The 17,032-nt window shown below is 45.0% G+C and carries 17 protein-coding genes; 16 read left to right on the forward strand and 1 reads right to left on the reverse strand.

What is annotated here, in order from left to right; all coding sequences use genetic code 11:
* Window positions 1–38 precede the first annotated feature (38 nt).
* Window positions 39–1,229: a mannonate dehydratase gene (uxuA, locus tag Q8W40_RS04205; protein ID WP_305396014.1), complete on the forward strand. Its 1,191-nt coding sequence runs from the start codon at window positions 39–41 to the stop codon at window positions 1,227–1,229.
* Here uxuA and Q8W40_RS04210 read toward each other — a convergent pair.
* On the reverse strand, window positions 1,226–2,449 hold the full coding sequence (locus Q8W40_RS04210; RefSeq protein WP_305396015.1) for an ROK family transcriptional regulator: 1,224 nt from the start codon (window positions 2,447–2,449) through the stop codon (window positions 1,226–1,228). The genes uxuA and Q8W40_RS04210 overlap by 4 nt on opposite strands.
* A 258-nt stretch (window positions 2,450–2,707) precedes the next feature.
* Between Q8W40_RS04210 and Q8W40_RS04215 the strand changes: the two genes are divergently transcribed.
* The 15 genes from Q8W40_RS04215 to Q8W40_RS04280 all read left to right on the forward strand — a co-directional run bounded on the left by Q8W40_RS04215 (window position 2,708) and on the right by Q8W40_RS04280 (window position 16,998).
* Window positions 2,708–3,463 carry a glucosamine-6-phosphate deaminase gene (locus Q8W40_RS04215; RefSeq protein WP_305396016.1) on the forward strand — a complete coding sequence of 252 codons (756 nt, stop codon included), beginning with the start codon at window positions 2,708–2,710 and terminating at the stop codon, window positions 3,461–3,463.
* Window positions 3,456–4,655, forward strand: coding sequence for an N-acetylglucosamine-6-phosphate deacetylase (locus Q8W40_RS04220; RefSeq protein ID WP_305396017.1), 1,200 nt, complete (start codon window positions 3,456–3,458; stop codon window positions 4,653–4,655). Before Q8W40_RS04215 ends, Q8W40_RS04220 begins: the two co-directional genes overlap by 8 nt.
* Window positions 4,656–4,771: 116 nt before the next feature.
* Complete coding sequence (locus tag Q8W40_RS04225; RefSeq protein ID WP_305396018.1) at window positions 4,772–5,743, forward strand: TRAP transporter substrate-binding protein; 972 nt, start codon at window positions 4,772–4,774, stop codon at window positions 5,741–5,743.
* Between the two features lie 95 nt (window positions 5,744–5,838).
* Entirely contained in the window at window positions 5,839–6,324 is a 486-nt protein-coding gene (locus Q8W40_RS04230) for a TRAP transporter small permease (protein ID WP_305396019.1), read from the forward strand.
* A complete protein-coding gene (locus Q8W40_RS04235; protein WP_305396020.1) occupies window positions 6,321–7,610 on the forward strand; it encodes a TRAP transporter large permease in 1,290 nt (429 codons plus the stop codon). The genes Q8W40_RS04230 and Q8W40_RS04235 overlap by 4 nt, the downstream gene beginning before the upstream one ends.
* A 271-nt stretch (window positions 7,611–7,881) precedes the next feature.
* On the forward strand, window positions 7,882–8,874 hold the full coding sequence (locus Q8W40_RS04240) for a TRAP transporter substrate-binding protein (RefSeq protein WP_305396021.1): 993 nt from the start codon (window positions 7,882–7,884) through the stop codon (window positions 8,872–8,874).
* Between the two features lie 178 nt (window positions 8,875–9,052).
* Window positions 9,053–9,463 carry a TRAP transporter small permease gene (locus tag Q8W40_RS28085; protein WP_370693363.1) on the forward strand — a complete coding sequence of 137 codons (411 nt, stop codon included), beginning with the start codon at window positions 9,053–9,055 and terminating at the stop codon, window positions 9,461–9,463.
* Window positions 9,460–10,749, forward strand: coding sequence for a TRAP transporter large permease (locus tag Q8W40_RS04245; RefSeq protein ID WP_305396022.1), 1,290 nt, complete (start codon window positions 9,460–9,462; stop codon window positions 10,747–10,749). The genes Q8W40_RS28085 and Q8W40_RS04245 overlap by 4 nt, the downstream gene beginning before the upstream one ends.
* A 12-nt stretch (window positions 10,750–10,761) precedes the next feature.
* Entirely contained in the window at window positions 10,762–11,850 is a 1,089-nt protein-coding gene (locus Q8W40_RS04250; protein ID WP_305396023.1) for a Gfo/Idh/MocA family protein, read from the forward strand.
* Between the two features lie 221 nt (window positions 11,851–12,071).
* Complete coding sequence (locus Q8W40_RS04255; protein ID WP_305396024.1) at window positions 12,072–12,935, forward strand: amidohydrolase family protein; 864 nt, start codon at window positions 12,072–12,074, stop codon at window positions 12,933–12,935.
* A 9-nt stretch (window positions 12,936–12,944) separates the two neighbouring features.
* Window positions 12,945–13,265 (forward strand): L-rhamnose mutarotase, encoded by a 321-nt coding sequence (locus Q8W40_RS04260; protein WP_104402387.1) that lies wholly within the window; start codon window positions 12,945–12,947, stop codon window positions 13,263–13,265.
* A 10-nt stretch (window positions 13,266–13,275) separates the two neighbouring features.
* Window positions 13,276–14,034, forward strand: coding sequence for an SDR family NAD(P)-dependent oxidoreductase (locus Q8W40_RS04265; RefSeq protein ID WP_305396025.1), 759 nt, complete (start codon window positions 13,276–13,278; stop codon window positions 14,032–14,034).
* 25 nt (window positions 14,035–14,059) lie between these two features.
* Complete coding sequence (locus Q8W40_RS04270; RefSeq protein ID WP_305396026.1) at window positions 14,060–14,920, forward strand: fumarylacetoacetate hydrolase family protein; 861 nt, start codon at window positions 14,060–14,062, stop codon at window positions 14,918–14,920.
* 28 nt (window positions 14,921–14,948) lie between these two features.
* Window positions 14,949–16,052 carry a mandelate racemase/muconate lactonizing enzyme family protein gene (locus Q8W40_RS04275; RefSeq protein ID WP_305396027.1) on the forward strand — a complete coding sequence of 368 codons (1,104 nt, stop codon included), beginning with the start codon at window positions 14,949–14,951 and terminating at the stop codon, window positions 16,050–16,052.
* 157 nt (window positions 16,053–16,209) lie between these two features.
* Window positions 16,210–16,998, forward strand: a complete 789-nt coding sequence (locus Q8W40_RS04280) for an IclR family transcriptional regulator (RefSeq protein WP_305396028.1) — start codon at window positions 16,210–16,212, stop codon at window positions 16,996–16,998.
* The last annotated feature ends 34 nt before the right edge of the window (window positions 16,999–17,032 follow it).

The following is a 17,032-nucleotide window of genomic DNA, read 5'->3' on the forward strand; positions in this document are numbered from 1 at the left end:
TTATTTTCAATCAAGCGATCATTCAAATGGAGTGAGTTATGGAACAGACTTGGCGCTGGTACGGGCCGGAAGATCCCGTGTCTTTACAAGATATTAGGCAAGCAGGTGCGACAGGAATCGTCACTGCATTACACCATATCCCTAATGGAGAGGTATGGAGCGTTGAAGAGATCAAGATCAGAAAAAATCAAATAGAAAGCGCTGGGTTAACGTGGTCGGTTGTAGAAAGTGTGCCCGTGCATGAAGACATAAAACTCCGAACAGATGAATGGAAACAATGGGTTGAAAACTATAAGAAAACCCTAGAAAACCTCGCAATATGTGGCATTGATACCGTGTGCTACAACTTTATGCCAGTTCTGGATTGGACACGGACAGACTTGGGATATGAGCTGCCTGATGGCTCAAAGGCGTTGCGGTTTGACCACACACTGTTTTCTGTATTTGAGCTGCACATTCTGAAACGAGAGGGAGCCGCTCAGCAGTACAGTGAAGCTGAACAAGCAGCTGCTCGTGACGTGTTTTCTCAAATGCATCAAGACGATATTGATAAGCTAACGGCAAACATCATAGCTGGACTTCCGGGGGCAGAAGAAGGGTATACACTGGATGAGTTTCGCGCTCACCTTTCCCGTTACGATGGAATCGACAAGGAGGCTCTTCGTTCTAACCTTAAACTATTCCTTGATGCACTCATGTCAATATGCGAACAGCATAATATCAAAATGGCGATTCACCCCGACGATCCTCCGCGACCCATTTTGGGGCTCCCAAGAATTGTATCAACCATTGAAGATATGACTTGGCTGGCGGAATCTGTTCCAAGTGAAAATAATGGCTTTACCTTTTGTACAGGTTCCTACGGTGTTCGAGCAGACAATGATTTGGTGAGTATGATTAACGCCTTTCACAACCGGGTATTTTTCACGCACCTGCGTTCGACTCAGAGAGAATCTAACCCGCAAAGTTTCCATGAAGCTGCCCATTTGGAGGGGGACGTGGATATGTATTCGGTAGTGTTGGCACTTTTGAAAGAAGAGTCCCGAAGGCGAGGAAATGGCAATAACCGTTCCATTCCTATGCGCCCAGATCACGGGCACCAGATGATAGACGATTTGAACAAATCGACTAACCCTGGCTACTCGTGCATAGGTCGCTTAAAAGGGCTCGCTGAATTCCGTGGGCTAGAGCTCGGCATCAAGCGGATGTTAGAGTCGAGCAATGTCTAACGGCTTTTTAATCGCGTGAGTATTTCAGTTTGAAATAGCGGCGAAAGCGCGCCAAATAGTTCATCCGCTTTGGCGCGCTGACCGACATGCAGCGAAACCTCCCTTGATACAAATTTGGGTAGTTTTTCGGCAAAACGTTGCTCTAAACGTTTGAATATTTCTGGGCTTTGCGCAAAAGGACCGGTAATCACGATCTGTTGAGGAAACAGAACCAAAAACGCATTCATTAGTGTGGCGCTCATTAGCTCTATTGCTTGGTTTATCACGGGTAAATCGGTGATCTCTTTATCATTGAACATCTCCTCGAACCCTGCTTCGTTGGCTGGAACATTTTGAATGTGTGCTTCCAGCTCCCCTTCAATTGCGCGAAGAGAGGCAACCGATTCCACCGTGACCAGTTTCTCTCCTATAAAAATGGACGTTTGCCCCAGTTCGCCAAAACCACCTATGGGGGTATGAAGTACTTGTCCGCGCAACGCATAGGATGTTCCGATCCCGTAACCCCAATGAATATTCAGCACTGAATCTTTCTTGTTTTCTGGGTGGCGAAGTAAACGAGCTCGTAATTCGTTGTTGAGGTTTTTAGCTATTTTAACGGGCAGTTTGGTGTTGTTAGAAAGAGGTTCGAAAGATAGGTTGGTTACTTCAGGCCAACGATTGGCGTAGACCCAACTCACCTTATCTTCATCCACTAAGCCCGGTAATGAACAGGTGATGCCCACAATGTGGGACTCTGGAGACGACTGGATTAAGGTATTTGCCAGTGTTTCAAACTGATTCAATATTTGTTGGTTTGAAAGCTCGTGGTCGTTAAGCGTTTTTGAAGACGAACCAACAACTTCGCCCTTCAAGTTAATAAGATGCGCATAAATGGTCAGTGAATCGATGGTAATGACAATACCCGACAGCGCGTTAGGCTGAACGCGTAAAAACACTTCAGGTCGCCCTGGCTTCGATGGATTAATGGTTCGATCTTCGATAACCAAACCCAGTTCAATAAGCTCCCCAACCAGTTCAGTCACCGTCGCGGGGCGCAATCTGTATTCTTGGCTTAAGCTTTTTCTAGTAGGTGCTGGCTGGCTAAAAATGGCACGTAATAGCTGGTTTTTCCGTTTGTCAGAAAGTTGGCTCAATTGCGAATCGAGTTGTTCCAATGATGTCGCGAGACGTTCACAAAAAGAGAGGTTAGTCGACGTTTTTGAGGTTGATGCAGACGGCATAAATGGTGATTTCCTTCAAATTTTTGCCATTCAATTATGGGATTGGCAACGACGTGAATCTGGCTAGGACCTTGTCTTTTATCCAATAAAAAACAAATAGTTGAAAGTAGCGCCTATCCGCTTTTTCTAAAAGCTCACTTATATAATTACACATTGTGTAAAAAATAGTTATTTACAGCAAGTGTAATTAATGACAGATTTGTGTTTAAAGAATGAACATGTGATTCGCACATAACCAGATTTGTGGAGTAAGAAATAATGGAATTATCTAGATGGTTAGACGAAGCATCTATGGGGGCAGCAGCTGCCCAGCACGGAGCGCAGCTCGTTCAACAAGCTATTGAAAAGAAAGGGCATGCTAACGTGATTTTGGCTACGGGCACCAGCCAGTTTTCAATGCTTTCTAATTTGATCGTTGACGCAGGAATTGATTGGTCAAAGGTATCCATTTTCCATCTCGACGAATATGTGGGCTTGAGTGATGAACACCCGGCTAGCTTTAGACGTTATCTGAGAGAGCGAGTTGCCGATAAACTGCTAGGTCTTCATTCCATCACTTATGTCAGTGGAGATGCGTCTCCCCTTCATGAAGAATTAACAAAGCTCAACGAGAAGATGGTCGCAGTAAGTATCGACGTTGCGTTTGTTGGAATTGGTGAAAACGGTCACTTAGCGTTTAATGATCCACCCGCTGACTTTGAGGTGACCACGCCGTACATCCAAGTTGAATTAGATGAAGCATGTCGAGAACAGCAGTTAGGCGAAGGATGGTTTGCTTCATTGGAAGAGGTTCCTACCCACGCGATATCTATGTCTATTCAGCAGATTCTGAAAAGTGAACACATTATTTGTACCGTGCCATCGAAGAGGAAAGCGCAAGCTGTTCGAAACTGCTTAGAAGGAGAACTATCCGTTCTTCATCCGGCGTCTGTGTTGCAAAAGCACCCTTCTACATCCGTATTTTTGGACAATGACGCCGCAAGCTTACTGAACCTAAGAGGTCGAGATGAGTAGCGCTAGTTTGAAAAGCCTGCTGGTCTATTCAGGTGATGATCGGCCTTTGATGCGATATCACATCAATGAATTAGGCATCATCTCTCGGATCACAAACGAAGTGCCGGCATTTTGTCTTGATATGAATAAGCAGGAATCCGTTGTTACTCCGGGGCTAGTGGATATTCAAATCAACGGGTTCAATGGGCTTGATTTTAATTCTTATGGTGTAACAGCCGAGAAGTTGGATAGCGCTTTGTCGGCAATGCTGGAATGTGGCGTGACCCGCTGCTTACCAACATTAATTTCGGCCGAAGAAAGCAAACTCTACCGCCTCCTTCAAGAGTTAGACGACGCCGTAAAGCAAAGTGCTTTGGGCAAAGAAATGGTTATGGGCTATCACATTGAAGGACCATTTTTGTCTCCAAAAGAGGGTTTTGTTGGAGCACATCCGAAAAAAGCGATGATTCCGGGTTCTGTTGCCATTGTTAAAAAAATGCAGTCGTTGTCTTCGAAGCCAATCAAGCTCATGACGGTTGCTCCTGAAATTGACGGCGTGATTGATCTGATTTCATTTCTCAAATCGGAAGGGATTACCGTAGCGTTAGGGCATACCAATGCAAGCTCAGAAAAAATAAGTGAAGCAGTAAACGCAGGCGCGATTCTTTCGACGCATTTAGGAAACGGTTTGGCGCATCAACTGCATAAGGTGGATAACCCACTGATGGCGCAATTGGCTCATGATGGTCTCTATGCCAGTTTCATTGCCGATGGGCTTCATGTGAAACCCGAAATGCTTAAGACGTGGTTGCGCGCAAAAACGTTACCACGTGCTGTTTTAACAACGGATGCGACAGCAGCTGGAGGATTATCGCAGCAACCGGGGCGTTACTGGTTGGGAGAAGCTGAGATTGAGCTTTGTTCCGATGGAGTGGTTCGCATTCCTGGTTCACCTTACTTTGCGGGTTCATCAGCACGAATGGACAAAATGCTACGTGACACAATGAAGTGGTGTGATCTTACGATGTCTGAACTGCTCCAAATCACACGGCACAACCCGCTCCAATTGCTATCACATTCAAACACATTGCCTAGAGTAGGGGATAGAGCAGAGTTTCTTGAATGGTCTTTAACCCCTGGTGGTCCATTTTTAATGGCTGCGTATTTAGGTAAGCACTCGATCAGTCACACGATAAAAGAGAGCCACAAATAGGCGATTAAGCGACACCGTGAAATGAATAAAGGAACAGGCGGCATGGCGAAAGCGTATCCCGCTCAATAACCCAATATTTGGCTTAGGAATAGCCGAGTAAACAAGGAGTATAGGACATGAAATGGACACTAACGAAAGGTTTAATTAGTTGCACAGTTGCAGCAATACTGATGCCGAGCTTATCGATGGCAACAACGTTACGCTTGGCAGAAAACCAGCCGGAATCCAACCCCGTTACCGTGGCGATGCATAAGTTTGCCGAGCTTGCATCCACATATTCAAACGGAGAGATAAAAGTCAAAGTGTTCTCGGGTGCTCAGTTAGGGCAAGAGGCTGAAACCATTGAGCAAACTCAAGCTGGGATTATCGACTTAACTCGCGTAAACAGTGTGACTCTGGCGAACGTGTCTCCGAGTATCGGTGTGTTTACGCTTCCTTATATCTTTAAAAATGTGAAACACAAATACCGTGTTTTAGATAGTGAAGTAGGTGATGAAGTTCGTGCCGATATGGCGAAATACGGCTTGATCGGTTTCGAATACATGGAAGCGGGAACCCGCAGTTTTTATACCACGAAAGACAACCCTGTAAACTCTATCGAAGACATGAAAGGGCTAAAGATCCGAGTTCAGAAATCACCTATTTCGATCAGCATGGTCAACCTTGTTGGCGGCGTAGCGACACCCATGAACTACGGTGAAGTGTTTTCTAGCTTACAAACAGGTGTGATCGATGGTGCTGAGAACGACTACGTTAGCTATCTAACATCTGGTCACTATGAAGTTGCGCCAAACTATGTAGAAGATGGCCATTTGAGCCCACCCGCTATACTGATCATGAATAAAGCGAAATATGACTCCCTTCCTCAAAATCAGCGCGAAGCTATCTCTAGAGCAGCGAAGGAAGCGGCGATTTTTGAGCGAGACCTGATGATTCGCGCCAACATTGATGCAAAAAAGAAAGTGGTTGCAGCGGGTGTGAAAGTCACGGTTATCGACAATACACCTTTCCAAGAAGCGGTTCAGCCAGTGTATGAAGAATTTCCGAAACTGTTACCTCTTGTTAGCAAAATTAAGGCAGTGAAATAGTGCGGAGTGCTTGCCTTAAACCGTAGGGTTACGTTGAAACATAGGGTTGTGATTGAACGTAGGGGTAAGGCAAGCACAAAGCTCTCGGAGCCAAAATGATGAGTCTGCTAATAACGAAAATAAATCAAATTGTTGCATGGGTGGCTAATCGACTACTCGAATTGATTGTCGTGATAACGGTCATGCAGGTTGTTTTACGATATGTATTCAATAAACCAACCAGTTGGTCTGAAGAAGTCGCTATGTTGTTTTTGGTGTGGTACGGAATGTTGTCTATTGCTGTGGGAGTGAAAACGCATTCTCATGTTGCCATCACTTACTTGCGAGACAAAGCGCCAATCCCAATTGGTAAGTCACTCGATTACTTTGCCTATTTCTGTATTGCTGGCTTCTCTTTCATTCTACTAATGAATGCGCAAACGCTGGTAAACATTGCAGGAGCACAAATACTTCCTGCTTCCGGTTTGCCAAAGCAGCTACTTTATTACTCAGCCGTTGTTGGGGCTATTCTGACTCTTATTAATGCGATCACCAACATTGTGACGGGAGACGTAAGGGAAAAAGAAGAGGGATCTTTATGAGTGCGGATCAAGTAGGGATTGCGGTACTACTGGGTAGTTTTTTAACCTTAATGCTACTAAGAGTGCCTATTGCTTTTGCGCTAGGCATATCTTCAGTGCTTACCGCTTGGCAGTTGGACCTTCCACTGTTGCTTGTGGCGCAACGAATGGTCAACGGCATGTTCAGCTTTACGTTTCTTGCGGTGCCATTTTTTATTCTCGTCGGCAGCATAATGACGGAAGGCGGGATTTCTGACCGATTGGTGCGTTTTTCAGAAGTGCTAGTAGGTCGATTTAGAGGCGGGATGGCACAGGGTAATGTGGTCGCCAGTACGTTCTTTGGTGGCATTTCGGGCTCTTCAGTGGCAGATGTGGCATCGATTGGGTCGTTTTTGATTCCAGCCATGAAGCGCAGTGGATACCCAGCGGAATACTCGGTAGCGGTTACTGTGACATCTTCTGTGCAGGGGGTATTGATTCCGCCAAGCCAGAATATGATTTACTACGCGTTGGCCGCTGGTGGGTTACCGATTAGCCAGCTGTTTGTCGCAGGTTATGTGCCAGGCATATTACTGAGTGTTTCCTTGATGATTCTGTGTGGATTATTGGCGATACGTCATGGTCACCCGCAAGGAAAAAAGTATTCGCTTAAAGAAGGGATAGCGATTACCAGCGAAGCTTCAATTGGGTTATTTACCATCGTTATTATTATCGGTGGGATAGTGTTAGGCATCTTTACCGCAACAGAGTCTGCGGCAGTTGCGGTGGCGTATGCGTTGTTAGTCACAGTACTGGTGTACAAAAGCGTCAACCGTACTCAAATGAAGAAAATCATGAGCGACACCATGAAAACACTGTCGATGGTGATCGCGATTATCATGACTTCTTCTGCATTTGGTTATTTGTTGTCGTTCCTCAGCGTACCAAGTTTACTGGCTGATTTTATCTTGGGGCTATCCGATAACCCTTATGTGGTGCTGTTAGCCATCAACATACTGCTGCTGGTTTTGGGGATGTTAATGGACATGGGGGTGCTGATTCTTATCCTGACCCCCATTCTTTTACCCATAGCTAAAACCATAGGTGTCGACCCGATTCATTTTGGCATCATCATGCTGCTCAATTTAGGTATTGGCGTGTGTACTCCACCGGTTGGCACTTCACTGATGGTCGGGTGTGGAATAGGTAAGGTTAAAATAGAAACCACGGCTCGGCACATGTTGCCTTTCTATTTGGCGATGGTTGTCGTGCTTATGCTGGTGACTTATATGCCTGCGATTACCTTGTGGTTGCCATCACTTCTGTAGTTTAAAAATCTGTAAATTGTGGTTTTTTTGAAGCCTAGATAGCGAACCACTAGGCGTGGATTAGCTGGCTAGGCACAGGTGTAGGTTTATTTATTTACAGTATCTGTAATTAAATTAAAGGTTGTACCTAACAGAGAGGCTGAAAGAAGTAAAAGGAACATGGGATGATCTACTTAATAGGATGTAGGTGGGTCAAGTCCTGAGCCTATAACACGAAGGCAGGCTCAGGTTGGGACTGGGGTTAACGACCCTAAAACAGAAAGGGAAATTTATGAACATCTTTACGTACTTACCAAAGGTAAAAAGCGGCTTGTTAGCATTGTCATTCGGCTTTCTCATGACTAGCCATGTTAATGCGGAAACAGACATTACGTTCGCAACAGGCTTTGCAGGCGGAAGTGGGCAGATTGGACAAACCATGACTCAGTTTCAGAAATTCGTTGAAAGTGAGTCTGATGGCGAGATTAAAGTTAATTTATTTAGTGATGGCGCTTTAGGGAACGAAAGGGAAATACTGGAGTCATTGGTCATCGGTTCAACTGACATGTCATTGGCGGGCATTTCCGATGTTGTGTATTGGTTACCAGAATACTTCTTATCGGTTCCTTATCTCTTTGAGAGTGTGGAACACGTTCGCAAAGTCTACGACGGTCCGATTGGGCAAGAAATTGACCAGTTGATGCTTGAGAAAAAAGGGCTAAGAACGCTCGCGGTGATGAACCGAGGTGCACGCAATGTGTCTTCCAACCGCAGAATCGAAAAACCTTCTGATATGAAAGGGCTGAGATTACGTCTACCAGAAAACCCATTGTGGATAGCCATTTGGAAGCAATTAGAACCCGTTCCTGCCACCATTTCCTTTACTGAGTTGTATACCGCTTTGCAAACAGGTGTGGTGGAAGCACAGGAAAACCCACTAGAAGCCATTGTTAACGCGAAATTTTATGAGGTTCAGAAATACGTCGCGTTAACCGGTCACGTAAGGGATGTATATAAGATTCAAATCTCTGAACGTAAATGGAAAAAACTGAGTAAAGACGAACAAACCATTATAGAAAAAGCCGCGAAGAAAGCGGCAAAATTTGGCGATGGATTGCTCGCTGACGCTGAAGCCGCTTACATCAAGACCTTGAAAGAGGCGGGTACCGAGGTGGTAGAAGTATCTCCGCAAGAGTTTGCGGCAGCGATGTCTAAATCAAAAGAAATTGCCGATACCTTCCTAAAACCGGGCCTGTACCAAAAAGTGAAAGAAGCGGCGAAGTAGCGCTCTTCTAGACTCAGGTCTGCTTTTAGAGGTTTGAAGAGCAATACTTGGGTACATCAATCGCTCCTTTGTTATCGAATAAAGGAGCGAAAGTGAGAACTTGAAGGGCAGAAGCATGGATAAAGTAAAAAAGTGTTTAAATGGAAGCATACTACTTTTACTCATCATCATGTTACTAATGGTCAGTATACAAGTAGTCAACCGGCACCTCATACAACAGTCTATTCCATGGACGGAGGAATTGACCAGAATCTCCTATATTTTGCTCATATTTATAGGGTGTGTACTCGCGACCATTAACGATGCTCATGTAAAGGTCAGTACGATTAAAAATAAACTTAGCACAAGAGTTTCTTGTTATTTGGATAAAGGGATATCGATAACTTGTGGTGTGTTTTTTTCTGTCTGCTCATATGGGAATTACAGCTACATGATGATCAACTGGGGTGCAGAAATACCAACGGTACCCTTTATTGAGGTTGGGTATCTATTTCTTATTGTATTTATATGTACCTTTTTGATGGCGGGTATTTTTTTCTTAAAGGCTTTCCAATTAAAGAGTAACAACTCTTCGGATGAAATAATATGACGACGTTTCTGATATTAGGGCTGCTGTTAGGGCTAATTATTATTGGAATGCCTATTGCTCTCTCTTTAGGAGTGACCTCTCTGGTTTCGATGGTCATGCTTTTCGGTATGGACGCTCCTGTCGATCTGGTTGCTCAGCGCATGTACTACGGCGTAAACAGCTTTTTGTTGGTTGCAGTTCCGTTTTTTATGCTTGCGGGTGAAATCATGAACCGTTCAGGCGCAACCACGCGATTGTTCTCCTTCGCCGATGCGCTGGTCGGCTATCTTCCCGGTGGGCTTGGGCACGTGAATGTGGCGTCCAGTTTGATCTTTGCTGGTATGTCGGGTTCTGCTGCAGCCGACGCAGCGGGCCTTGGGGCAATAGAGATTAAAGCGATGAAGGAAAGAGGGTTCCCATTGCCTTTCTCCGTCGGATTAACGGCGGCTTCATCCACGGTTGGTCCTATGGTTCCGCCCTCGATTCCTATGATCGTGTTTGGTGTGGTGTCTGGAACCTCTATCGGAGGTTTGTTCTTAGCGGGGGTGTTACCTGGCTTTTTGATGTGCGTATTACTTAGCGTGACGGTGTGGATTTGGGGGAGCCGAAAGGGCGCGCCGAGAAGTACCTTCTCAACCTCTCGGTTGTTCCAATCATTAAAAGGTGCATTTTTGCCACTGATGACACCTGTTATTGTTCTTAGCGGTATTTTTGGTGGTCTGTTTACACCAACAGAAGCGTCGGTCGTTGCGGTGATTTATACCAGTGTCCTTGGTGTTTTTGTCTATAAAGAAATCAATGTTAATGACTTAATCGAAATAATGAAGAAAGTGGCAAGAGAAATTGCCCCTCTCATGCTGATTGTTGCTACCGCTTCGTTGTTTGGGTATTTGATTATTCGATTAGGACTACCAAGGCAATTATCTGAACTTATCTTATCAAGTACATCTGACCCCACGGCTATTCTATTTTTGATTGCGTTTATATTGCTGATGGTTGGTTTTTTTATGGAAACAGTCAGCGCCATCATTATATTTACACCTCTTTTTATGCCAGTAATCACGGCTGCTGGTATTTCTCCATTACAACTGGGTGTGGTAATGGTCATTACTTTAATGGTGGGGGTAATCACACCTCCTGTTGGCATTGTTCTTTTCATATTAGAAAGAGTCTCTGGACTACCGATAGAGAAAGTATTTAAAGCGGTGCTGCCATTTTTTATTCCGTTGACGGCTTCTATCATCATTCTGATTGTATTCCCTGAAGTATCGACTTGGTTGCCTAAATTATTCTATGGATATTTATAAAGGACTTGCTTAATGAGTAACATTAATATTGCTGTGGTGGGCGGGGGCGTATACGGCACCCATATGTTGAAGTGTTTTTATGATCAACAAAGGCAGGGTCGGGTCAACCTTGTTGCTCTCGCCGACGTTAACCCAGATATCTTAGAAACACGAAAAAAACAATTTGGTGTGGAAACCTTTACCCGATATCAAGATATGCTGCGAAACACGAAACTGGATGCGATTGCCATTGCGACTCCCGACCACCTTCATTACGAAATCATTGAGGAAGCGGTCAAGCACGGCGTTCACATACTTTCTCAAAAACCGCTAGACGTAAACATAGATCGCACTAAACAATTGATTTCCATGTGTGAAGAGGCGGGAGTTCTTTTGTATGTTGATTTTCATAAACGTTTCGACCCTGCTCACATAAGGTTAAAGCAAGACATTCAACGCGATAAATTTGGCACCCTTCAATATGGCTACGTGCATATGGAAGACAAAATCGTTGTTCCGACAGACTGGCTGAGAAGCTGGGCTGCCAAATCCTCTCCTTCTTGGTTTCTTGGTGTGCATTTTTACGACTTGGTCTATTGGTTAACGGGTGACAAGCCCGAGAAAGTCTATGCCCATGGCTTCAAAGGAAAACTGGAATCTGAAGGGATTGAGGGGGCTTGGGACAGCATTCAAGCGAAAGTCGTATACCAATCCGGTGTGTCGATTACCTATGATGTGAGTTGGATACTGCCACGTTCATTTCCTTCTATTGTTAACCAAGGCATTAAATTAGTGGGTGAAGAAGGAATTGCCGAAGTGGACAGTCAAGAAAGAGGCTATTTTTCATCGCACAGCAGCGAATCATCTAGTTTGCAGGTCAACCCTTATGGGGCATTGGAGCAGGACCACCCATTGTTTGGCAATACTACAGAAGGGTACACGTTTTCTTCCATGTCGTATTTCATTGATGTGGTGAAAGAGCTAATCAATGGCCGCAGCCTTTCCTCATTGGAAGGGTGTTATCCGTCGGGGAAAGAAGCATTGATTTCGACGAGTATAGGATGTGCTGTAGACCAATCTTTAGCGAGCGGAGAGGTCGTCAGCATCAACAACTTGCTCTAATAGAAGCAACGACCTCATTTCAAGAAGGTTCCCATTGTGGAGCCTTTTTTCATTTTAAGGTTCTTCGAATAAGAAACGTCTCTTCCTTAAAAGACGGTGCTTCGTGATCAACTTCACGCTAGCTGCTAAATTGATCAAATAATAGCCATAAATCGATTTACATATCGTATTTAAAATGTAATTTTATATTTAAAATATCGAACTGAAAAAGGAGAGCAGAAATGATCATAGACAGTCACTTACATCTATGGGATTTGAATGAGTTCGATTTGCCATGGGTCTCAGGATTTGAAGCGCTCAATAAAACGTTCAGTTTGGACATGTACCAATCCGATTTTAAATCCGTCGATCACGCCATCTACGTGGAAGTGGATGTCGTTGAGAGCCAAAAAGGTAAGGAAATTGAAGCTATAGGGCTGCTTTGTCGAGATCCTCAATCTCCGCTTGTCGCTATGGTTGCATCTCTTGATGTCACACGAAGCGACATTGTCCCTTATCTACAACGCGTGCACAGCGAAGCAAAACATGTCGTTGGATTCAGACAGGTACTTCATACAGAGGAGCGACCACAAGGATACTGCTTGCAAGCGCCTTTTATTCATGGTGCTCAGGCGATAGGTAATGCTGGGTTTTCTTTCGATATTTGTATTCGCCCTCAAGAGCTAGAGGATGCCACAGCACTCATCAAGCATTGCCCAGATACGCATTTCGTTATCGACCATGGCGGTATTCCTGCCATTGCCTCCTATTTGGAAGATGAAAAAGCCTATGAAAAATGGAAACAAGATATTGCCTCAATAGCGGCGATGCCAAATTCTGTTTGTAAGGTATCTGGTCTTGTTACCCAAGCTGGGGATCTTTCAAAAACAGACGGCTTGCTAAGCGATGTGCTTGCTTATCTAAAAACTGCATTTGGTGCAGAAAGGCTAATGTTTGGCTCCGACTGGCCGGTAGTGGCTTTAGTGGAGTCAGCTCAGGAATGGCATCAACGCTTAAACACTATGGTTTCAAATTGGACAGAAGAAGAGCGCCAGCACCTTTTCCATAAGACGGCACAACGTTTTTATTTGTCACGGCTACGTTAGGAGATGCTCATGAAGAAATTTGGTCAAGTTATCCGATTAAAGCCTGAACATTACGACGAATACGTTAAAGCACACGCTGAAGTTTGGCCTGAAGTATTGGCTCAAATCAAAGCGTCACACATCCAGAACTACTCCATTTTTCATCACGACGGTTTGCTGTTTGCCTACTTTGAATACGTTGGTCATGACTTTGAAGGTGACATGGCTGCGATGGCTGCAGACCCCATTACTCAAAAATGGTGGGCGTGGATGAAACCCATGCAGCAGCCGTTACCAGAAGCAGGTGAAGCGTGGTGGCAAAACATGGAACAAGTCTTTGAACTCAATTAAGGAGATACCCATGCTACAGGGAAAAGTAGCCCTTATTACCGGATCAGCCTCTGGGATTGGGTTAGCGATTGCTAAAGGTTTTCATCAAGCGGGCGCACATGTCGTTTTAGTAGATATTAATCCAGAGCACCTAGAGAGTGCTGCGGAAGAATTTGGTTCTGATCGGATCACAGCGTTAACGTGTGACGTGTCTTCGGAGTCCGATGTGAAGCGCTTGGTTGCTGAACTGAAACAGCAAATTGGTCGATTGGATATTCTTGTTAACAATGCTGGCATTGCACACATTGGTAACGTTGAAAATACCGAACTGGATGAGCTTCAACGAGTATTTTCAGTGAATGTGAATGGCTTATTTTTATTCACCAAGTACTTGATACCAATGCTTCAATCGGCAAAAGGATCCATTCTCAATCTTTCTTCTATCGCTGCGAAATTAGGTATAGCCGATCGGTTTGCATACTCCGCTTCTAAAGGTGCGGTATCCGCCATGACGCTCAGTGTCGCAAGAGATTACGTTGATAAAGGGGTGCGTTGCAATTGCATTTGCCCTGCTCGAGTTCATACACCTTTCGTAGATGGGTATTTAGATAAACACTACCCCGACAATAAAAACGAAATGTTCAAGGTACTCAGCGAATATCAACCCATTGGGCGAATGGGGACACCGGAAGAAATTGCTGATATTGCAGTGTTTCTTTGCAGCGACAAAGCCCAATTTATTACAGGCGTAAGCTACGACATAGATGGTGGCGTGGTTCAACTCCGTTAAACAGAATGATTCTAAGGACAACAAAATGAAATTGATTCGAGTGGGCGAACCGAGGCAAGAGAAGCCCGGTGTCGAACTAGCCAATGGAAAACGCATCAATGTCAGCGCTTTTGGTGAAGATTATACCGAAGCTTTTTTTGAAAATGACGGTGTAGAAAGGTTGGCGAAATGGCTAGACGAGCACCAAGGGAATTGCCCAGAGTTTGATGAAAAAGAACGCTATGGCGCCCCGATTTGCCGCCCATCTAAAATTATATGCGTTGGTCTGAATTACAAGAAACACGCCGAGGAATCGGGTATGCCACTCCCAAGCCAACCAGTGTTGTTTATGAAAGCGACGAGCTCGCTTTGTGGGCCAAATGATCCGGTGATCATTCCAAAAAACAGCCTGAAAACCGACTGGGAAGTGGAACTTGCCATTGTTATCGGCAAGCAAGCCAGTTATGTCTCGGAAGACGAAGCACTGGATTATGTTGCTGGGTATGCGCTACACAACGATTACTCAGAACGTGAATTCCAGCTTGAACAAGAAGGGCAGTGGGTAAAAGGCAAAAGCTGCGACACCTTTGCGCCGCTTGGACCTTACTTGGTTACCACCGACGAGTGCGCGGATCCGCAAAGCCTCCGGTTATGGTTATCTTTGAATGGTGAAATACTGCAAGACAGCAACACCAGTGACATGGTGTTTTCAATCGCCAACCAAGTCAGTTACATCAGCCAATATATGACCTTATTACCAGGTGATGTCATATCGACAGGTACGCCGTTTGGTGTTGGGCTAGGGTTCAACCCACCTAGATATTTGAAAGAGAACGATGTCGTAGAACTTGGTATCGATGGGCTGGGTGTTTCTAGTCAAGTTGCCGTCTCGTATGAAAATGCCTGAATGGAATCAGGGTTAAGGAATCAAAGCCATGACACGGATAGTGAAAGCAGAGCTTTTTTGGGTCGATCTGACTCCTGAAGTAAAACGAACTGACGCCATTCAGGCGTTTGTTTGTCAAGAAACACCTATTGTTAAAATTACCGATAGTGACGGTGTAACGGGTGTAGGGTACACTTACACCATTGGTACTGGAGGCTCTTCTGTCGTTGCGCTTCTAAATGATCACCTCTTGCCTCAGCTAATTGGGAAAGATCCGGACTGTATTGAAGAGATTTGGCGCTCTTTGTATTTTCATTCACACGCCACATCGGTAGGCGCAATTACGTCCCTAGCACTTGCGGCGATTGATACTGCGCTGTGGGACAGAAAATCGATCAAAGCTCAGCTTCCATTGTGGAAAATGGCGGGAGGAGCGAAAAATGAGATCCCGCTGTATACCACTGAAGGCGGTTGGTTACACCTTACGGCAGAACAACTTGCGGAAGATGCCATTGCGGTTAAACAGCAAGGGTTTGGTGGCTCCAAAGTAAAAGTCGGCTCACCGAGTTTAGCGGAAGATATTCGCAGATTGGAATACGTGAGAGAGCAGGTGGGTGACGACTACCACATCATGGTTGATGCCAACCAAAGCTTTAGTCGTGATGAAGCCATAAAGCGAGGCAGAGCATTCGCCGAACTCGGAATCAGTTGGCTAGAAGAGCCGATGCCAGCGGAAGACATCTCGGGTCATCAGCAATTGTGTGCGACTGCAGGGCTGCCTATTGCGGTCGGCGAGTCCATGTACGGCACGCGTGGTTTTCGAGAATATTTAGAGCGGGGCGCATGCCATATTGTTCAAGTCGATGTGGCAAGAGTAGGGGGGATTACCCCTTGGCTAAAAGTCGCGCATTTGGCTGAAACGTATAACGTATCTGTTTGCCCGCATTTCTTAATGGAACTGCATGTATCGTTATGTTGTTCAGTGCCTAATAGCCGCTGGTTAGAATATATCCCGCAGTTAGGTTCTGTTACATCGAACACACTTTCAATAAATAATGGTAAAGCTATTGCTCCTTCTGAGTCTGGCTTAGGTATAAACTGGGATTGGGACAAAATACGGCAAACAACTAAAGTGGAAAATGCGATCACATAGTATGAATGAAGTGATGTCTCGCAGATGAAACTTGGTAAAGTATTCAGTAGTATTGGTTCCAATAAGCGACAGTCTTGTACCCAAGTATCTTAAGGTTACTGGGTATAGCGCCACAAAGGCAGCTTGGGAGCAAGTTATTCACCAGTAAGGAAAACCATTGGATACGAAAGAAGAGAAAAAGTATCAAGCGCCAGCCCTGGAAAAGGGCTTAGACATCATAGAAGTACTTTCAAGCCATGCTTCTGGGCTTTCTCAGGTCGAAATTGCCAGAGAATTAGGCAGAAGTGTCGGAGAGATTTTTAGAATGCTGGTGGTGCTGTGCGATAGAGGTTATTTGTCGCTAGATTCTCACACCGACAGGTATGCGCTTACCACGAAGCTGTTCGAAGTCTCGCATCGTTATCCAAAGATAAAACGCCTAACATCCCTTGCGGTTCCGGTTATGAATACACTGGCTGAAAAGCTTCAGCAATCGGTTCATCTAGCCATAGTATCTGAAGGAAAATTGTTGGTTATTGGGCAAGTTGATTCTCCGGGATACCACTTGATGAGCGTTCGCCTAGGCGCCAAATTGGATGTGTGGAAAGCGTCTTCTGGTCGCGTTATTTTAGCGCACTCGCCAGACAGCGAGTTGGAGCAGTTTATCCTTGCCCACCCTCCCGGTAGTGAAGAAGACATTAGCCAGATAAAAGCGGAGCTAGCGAAAGTTCGCAATAAAGGATACGAAGAGCGCAAAAGCTATGTCATTAAAGGCGTCGTCAACATTTCAGTACCAATAACGGATTATTCTGGGCAGGCAATCGCCTGTTTGACCATTCCTTTAATAGAAAGTGTTGAAGGCGATAACCGTGCCATCAGGAAAGAATGCCGCGAAGCTATGCTGGAAGCGGCTGAATATTTAAACGAGCAGATGGGTGGAAATCTTCATGAGGGCAGCATACAGTAACCTTTTGATATAATTAATTAATGCGAACACCTTA

It is taken from the genome of Vibrio penaeicida (assembly GCF_030689305.1).
GTDB classification, from domain to species: domain Bacteria; phylum Pseudomonadota; class Gammaproteobacteria; order Enterobacterales; family Vibrionaceae; genus Vibrio; species Vibrio penaeicida_B.

Bases quoted from the DNA above. Each gene is read 5' to 3' on its own strand.
- Q8W40_RS04215 (WP_305396016.1), top strand. From the start codon at position 2,708: ATGGAATTATCTAGATGGTTAGACGAAGCATCTATGGGGGCAGCAGCT.
- Q8W40_RS04245 (WP_305396022.1), top strand. From the start codon at position 9,460: ATGACGACGTTTCTGATATTAGGGCTGCTGTTAGGGCTAATTATTATT.
- Q8W40_RS04275 (WP_305396027.1), top strand. From the start codon at position 14,949: ATGACACGGATAGTGAAAGCAGAGCTTTTTTGGGTCGATCTGACTCCT.
- Q8W40_RS04255 (WP_305396024.1), top strand. From the start codon at position 12,072: ATGATCATAGACAGTCACTTACATCTATGGGATTTGAATGAGTTCGAT.
- Q8W40_RS04270 (WP_305396026.1), top strand. From the start codon at position 14,060: ATGAAATTGATTCGAGTGGGCGAACCGAGGCAAGAGAAGCCCGGTGTC.
- Q8W40_RS04250 (WP_305396023.1), top strand. From the start codon at position 10,762: ATGAGTAACATTAATATTGCTGTGGTGGGCGGGGGCGTATACGGCACC.
- Q8W40_RS04230 (WP_305396019.1), top strand. From the start codon at position 5,839: ATGATGAGTCTGCTAATAACGAAAATAAATCAAATTGTTGCATGGGTG.
- Q8W40_RS04220 (WP_305396017.1), top strand. From the start codon at position 3,456: ATGAGTAGCGCTAGTTTGAAAAGCCTGCTGGTCTATTCAGGTGATGAT.
- Q8W40_RS04235 (WP_305396020.1), top strand. From the start codon at position 6,321: ATGAGTGCGGATCAAGTAGGGATTGCGGTACTACTGGGTAGTTTTTTA.
- Q8W40_RS04240 (WP_305396021.1), top strand. From the start codon at position 7,882: ATGAACATCTTTACGTACTTACCAAAGGTAAAAAGCGGCTTGTTAGCA.
- Q8W40_RS04265 (WP_305396025.1), top strand. From the start codon at position 13,276: ATGCTACAGGGAAAAGTAGCCCTTATTACCGGATCAGCCTCTGGGATT.
- Q8W40_RS04225 (WP_305396018.1), top strand. From the start codon at position 4,772: ATGAAATGGACACTAACGAAAGGTTTAATTAGTTGCACAGTTGCAGCA.
- Q8W40_RS04260 (WP_104402387.1), top strand. From the start codon at position 12,945: ATGAAGAAATTTGGTCAAGTTATCCGATTAAAGCCTGAACATTACGAC.
- uxuA (WP_305396014.1), top strand. From the start codon at position 39: ATGGAACAGACTTGGCGCTGGTACGGGCCGGAAGATCCCGTGTCTTTA.
- Q8W40_RS28085 (WP_370693363.1), top strand. From the start codon at position 9,053: ATGGTCAGTATACAAGTAGTCAACCGGCACCTCATACAACAGTCTATT.
- Q8W40_RS04210 (WP_305396015.1), bottom strand. From the start codon at position 2,449: ATGCCGTCTGCATCAACCTCAAAAACGTCGACTAACCTCTCTTTTTGT.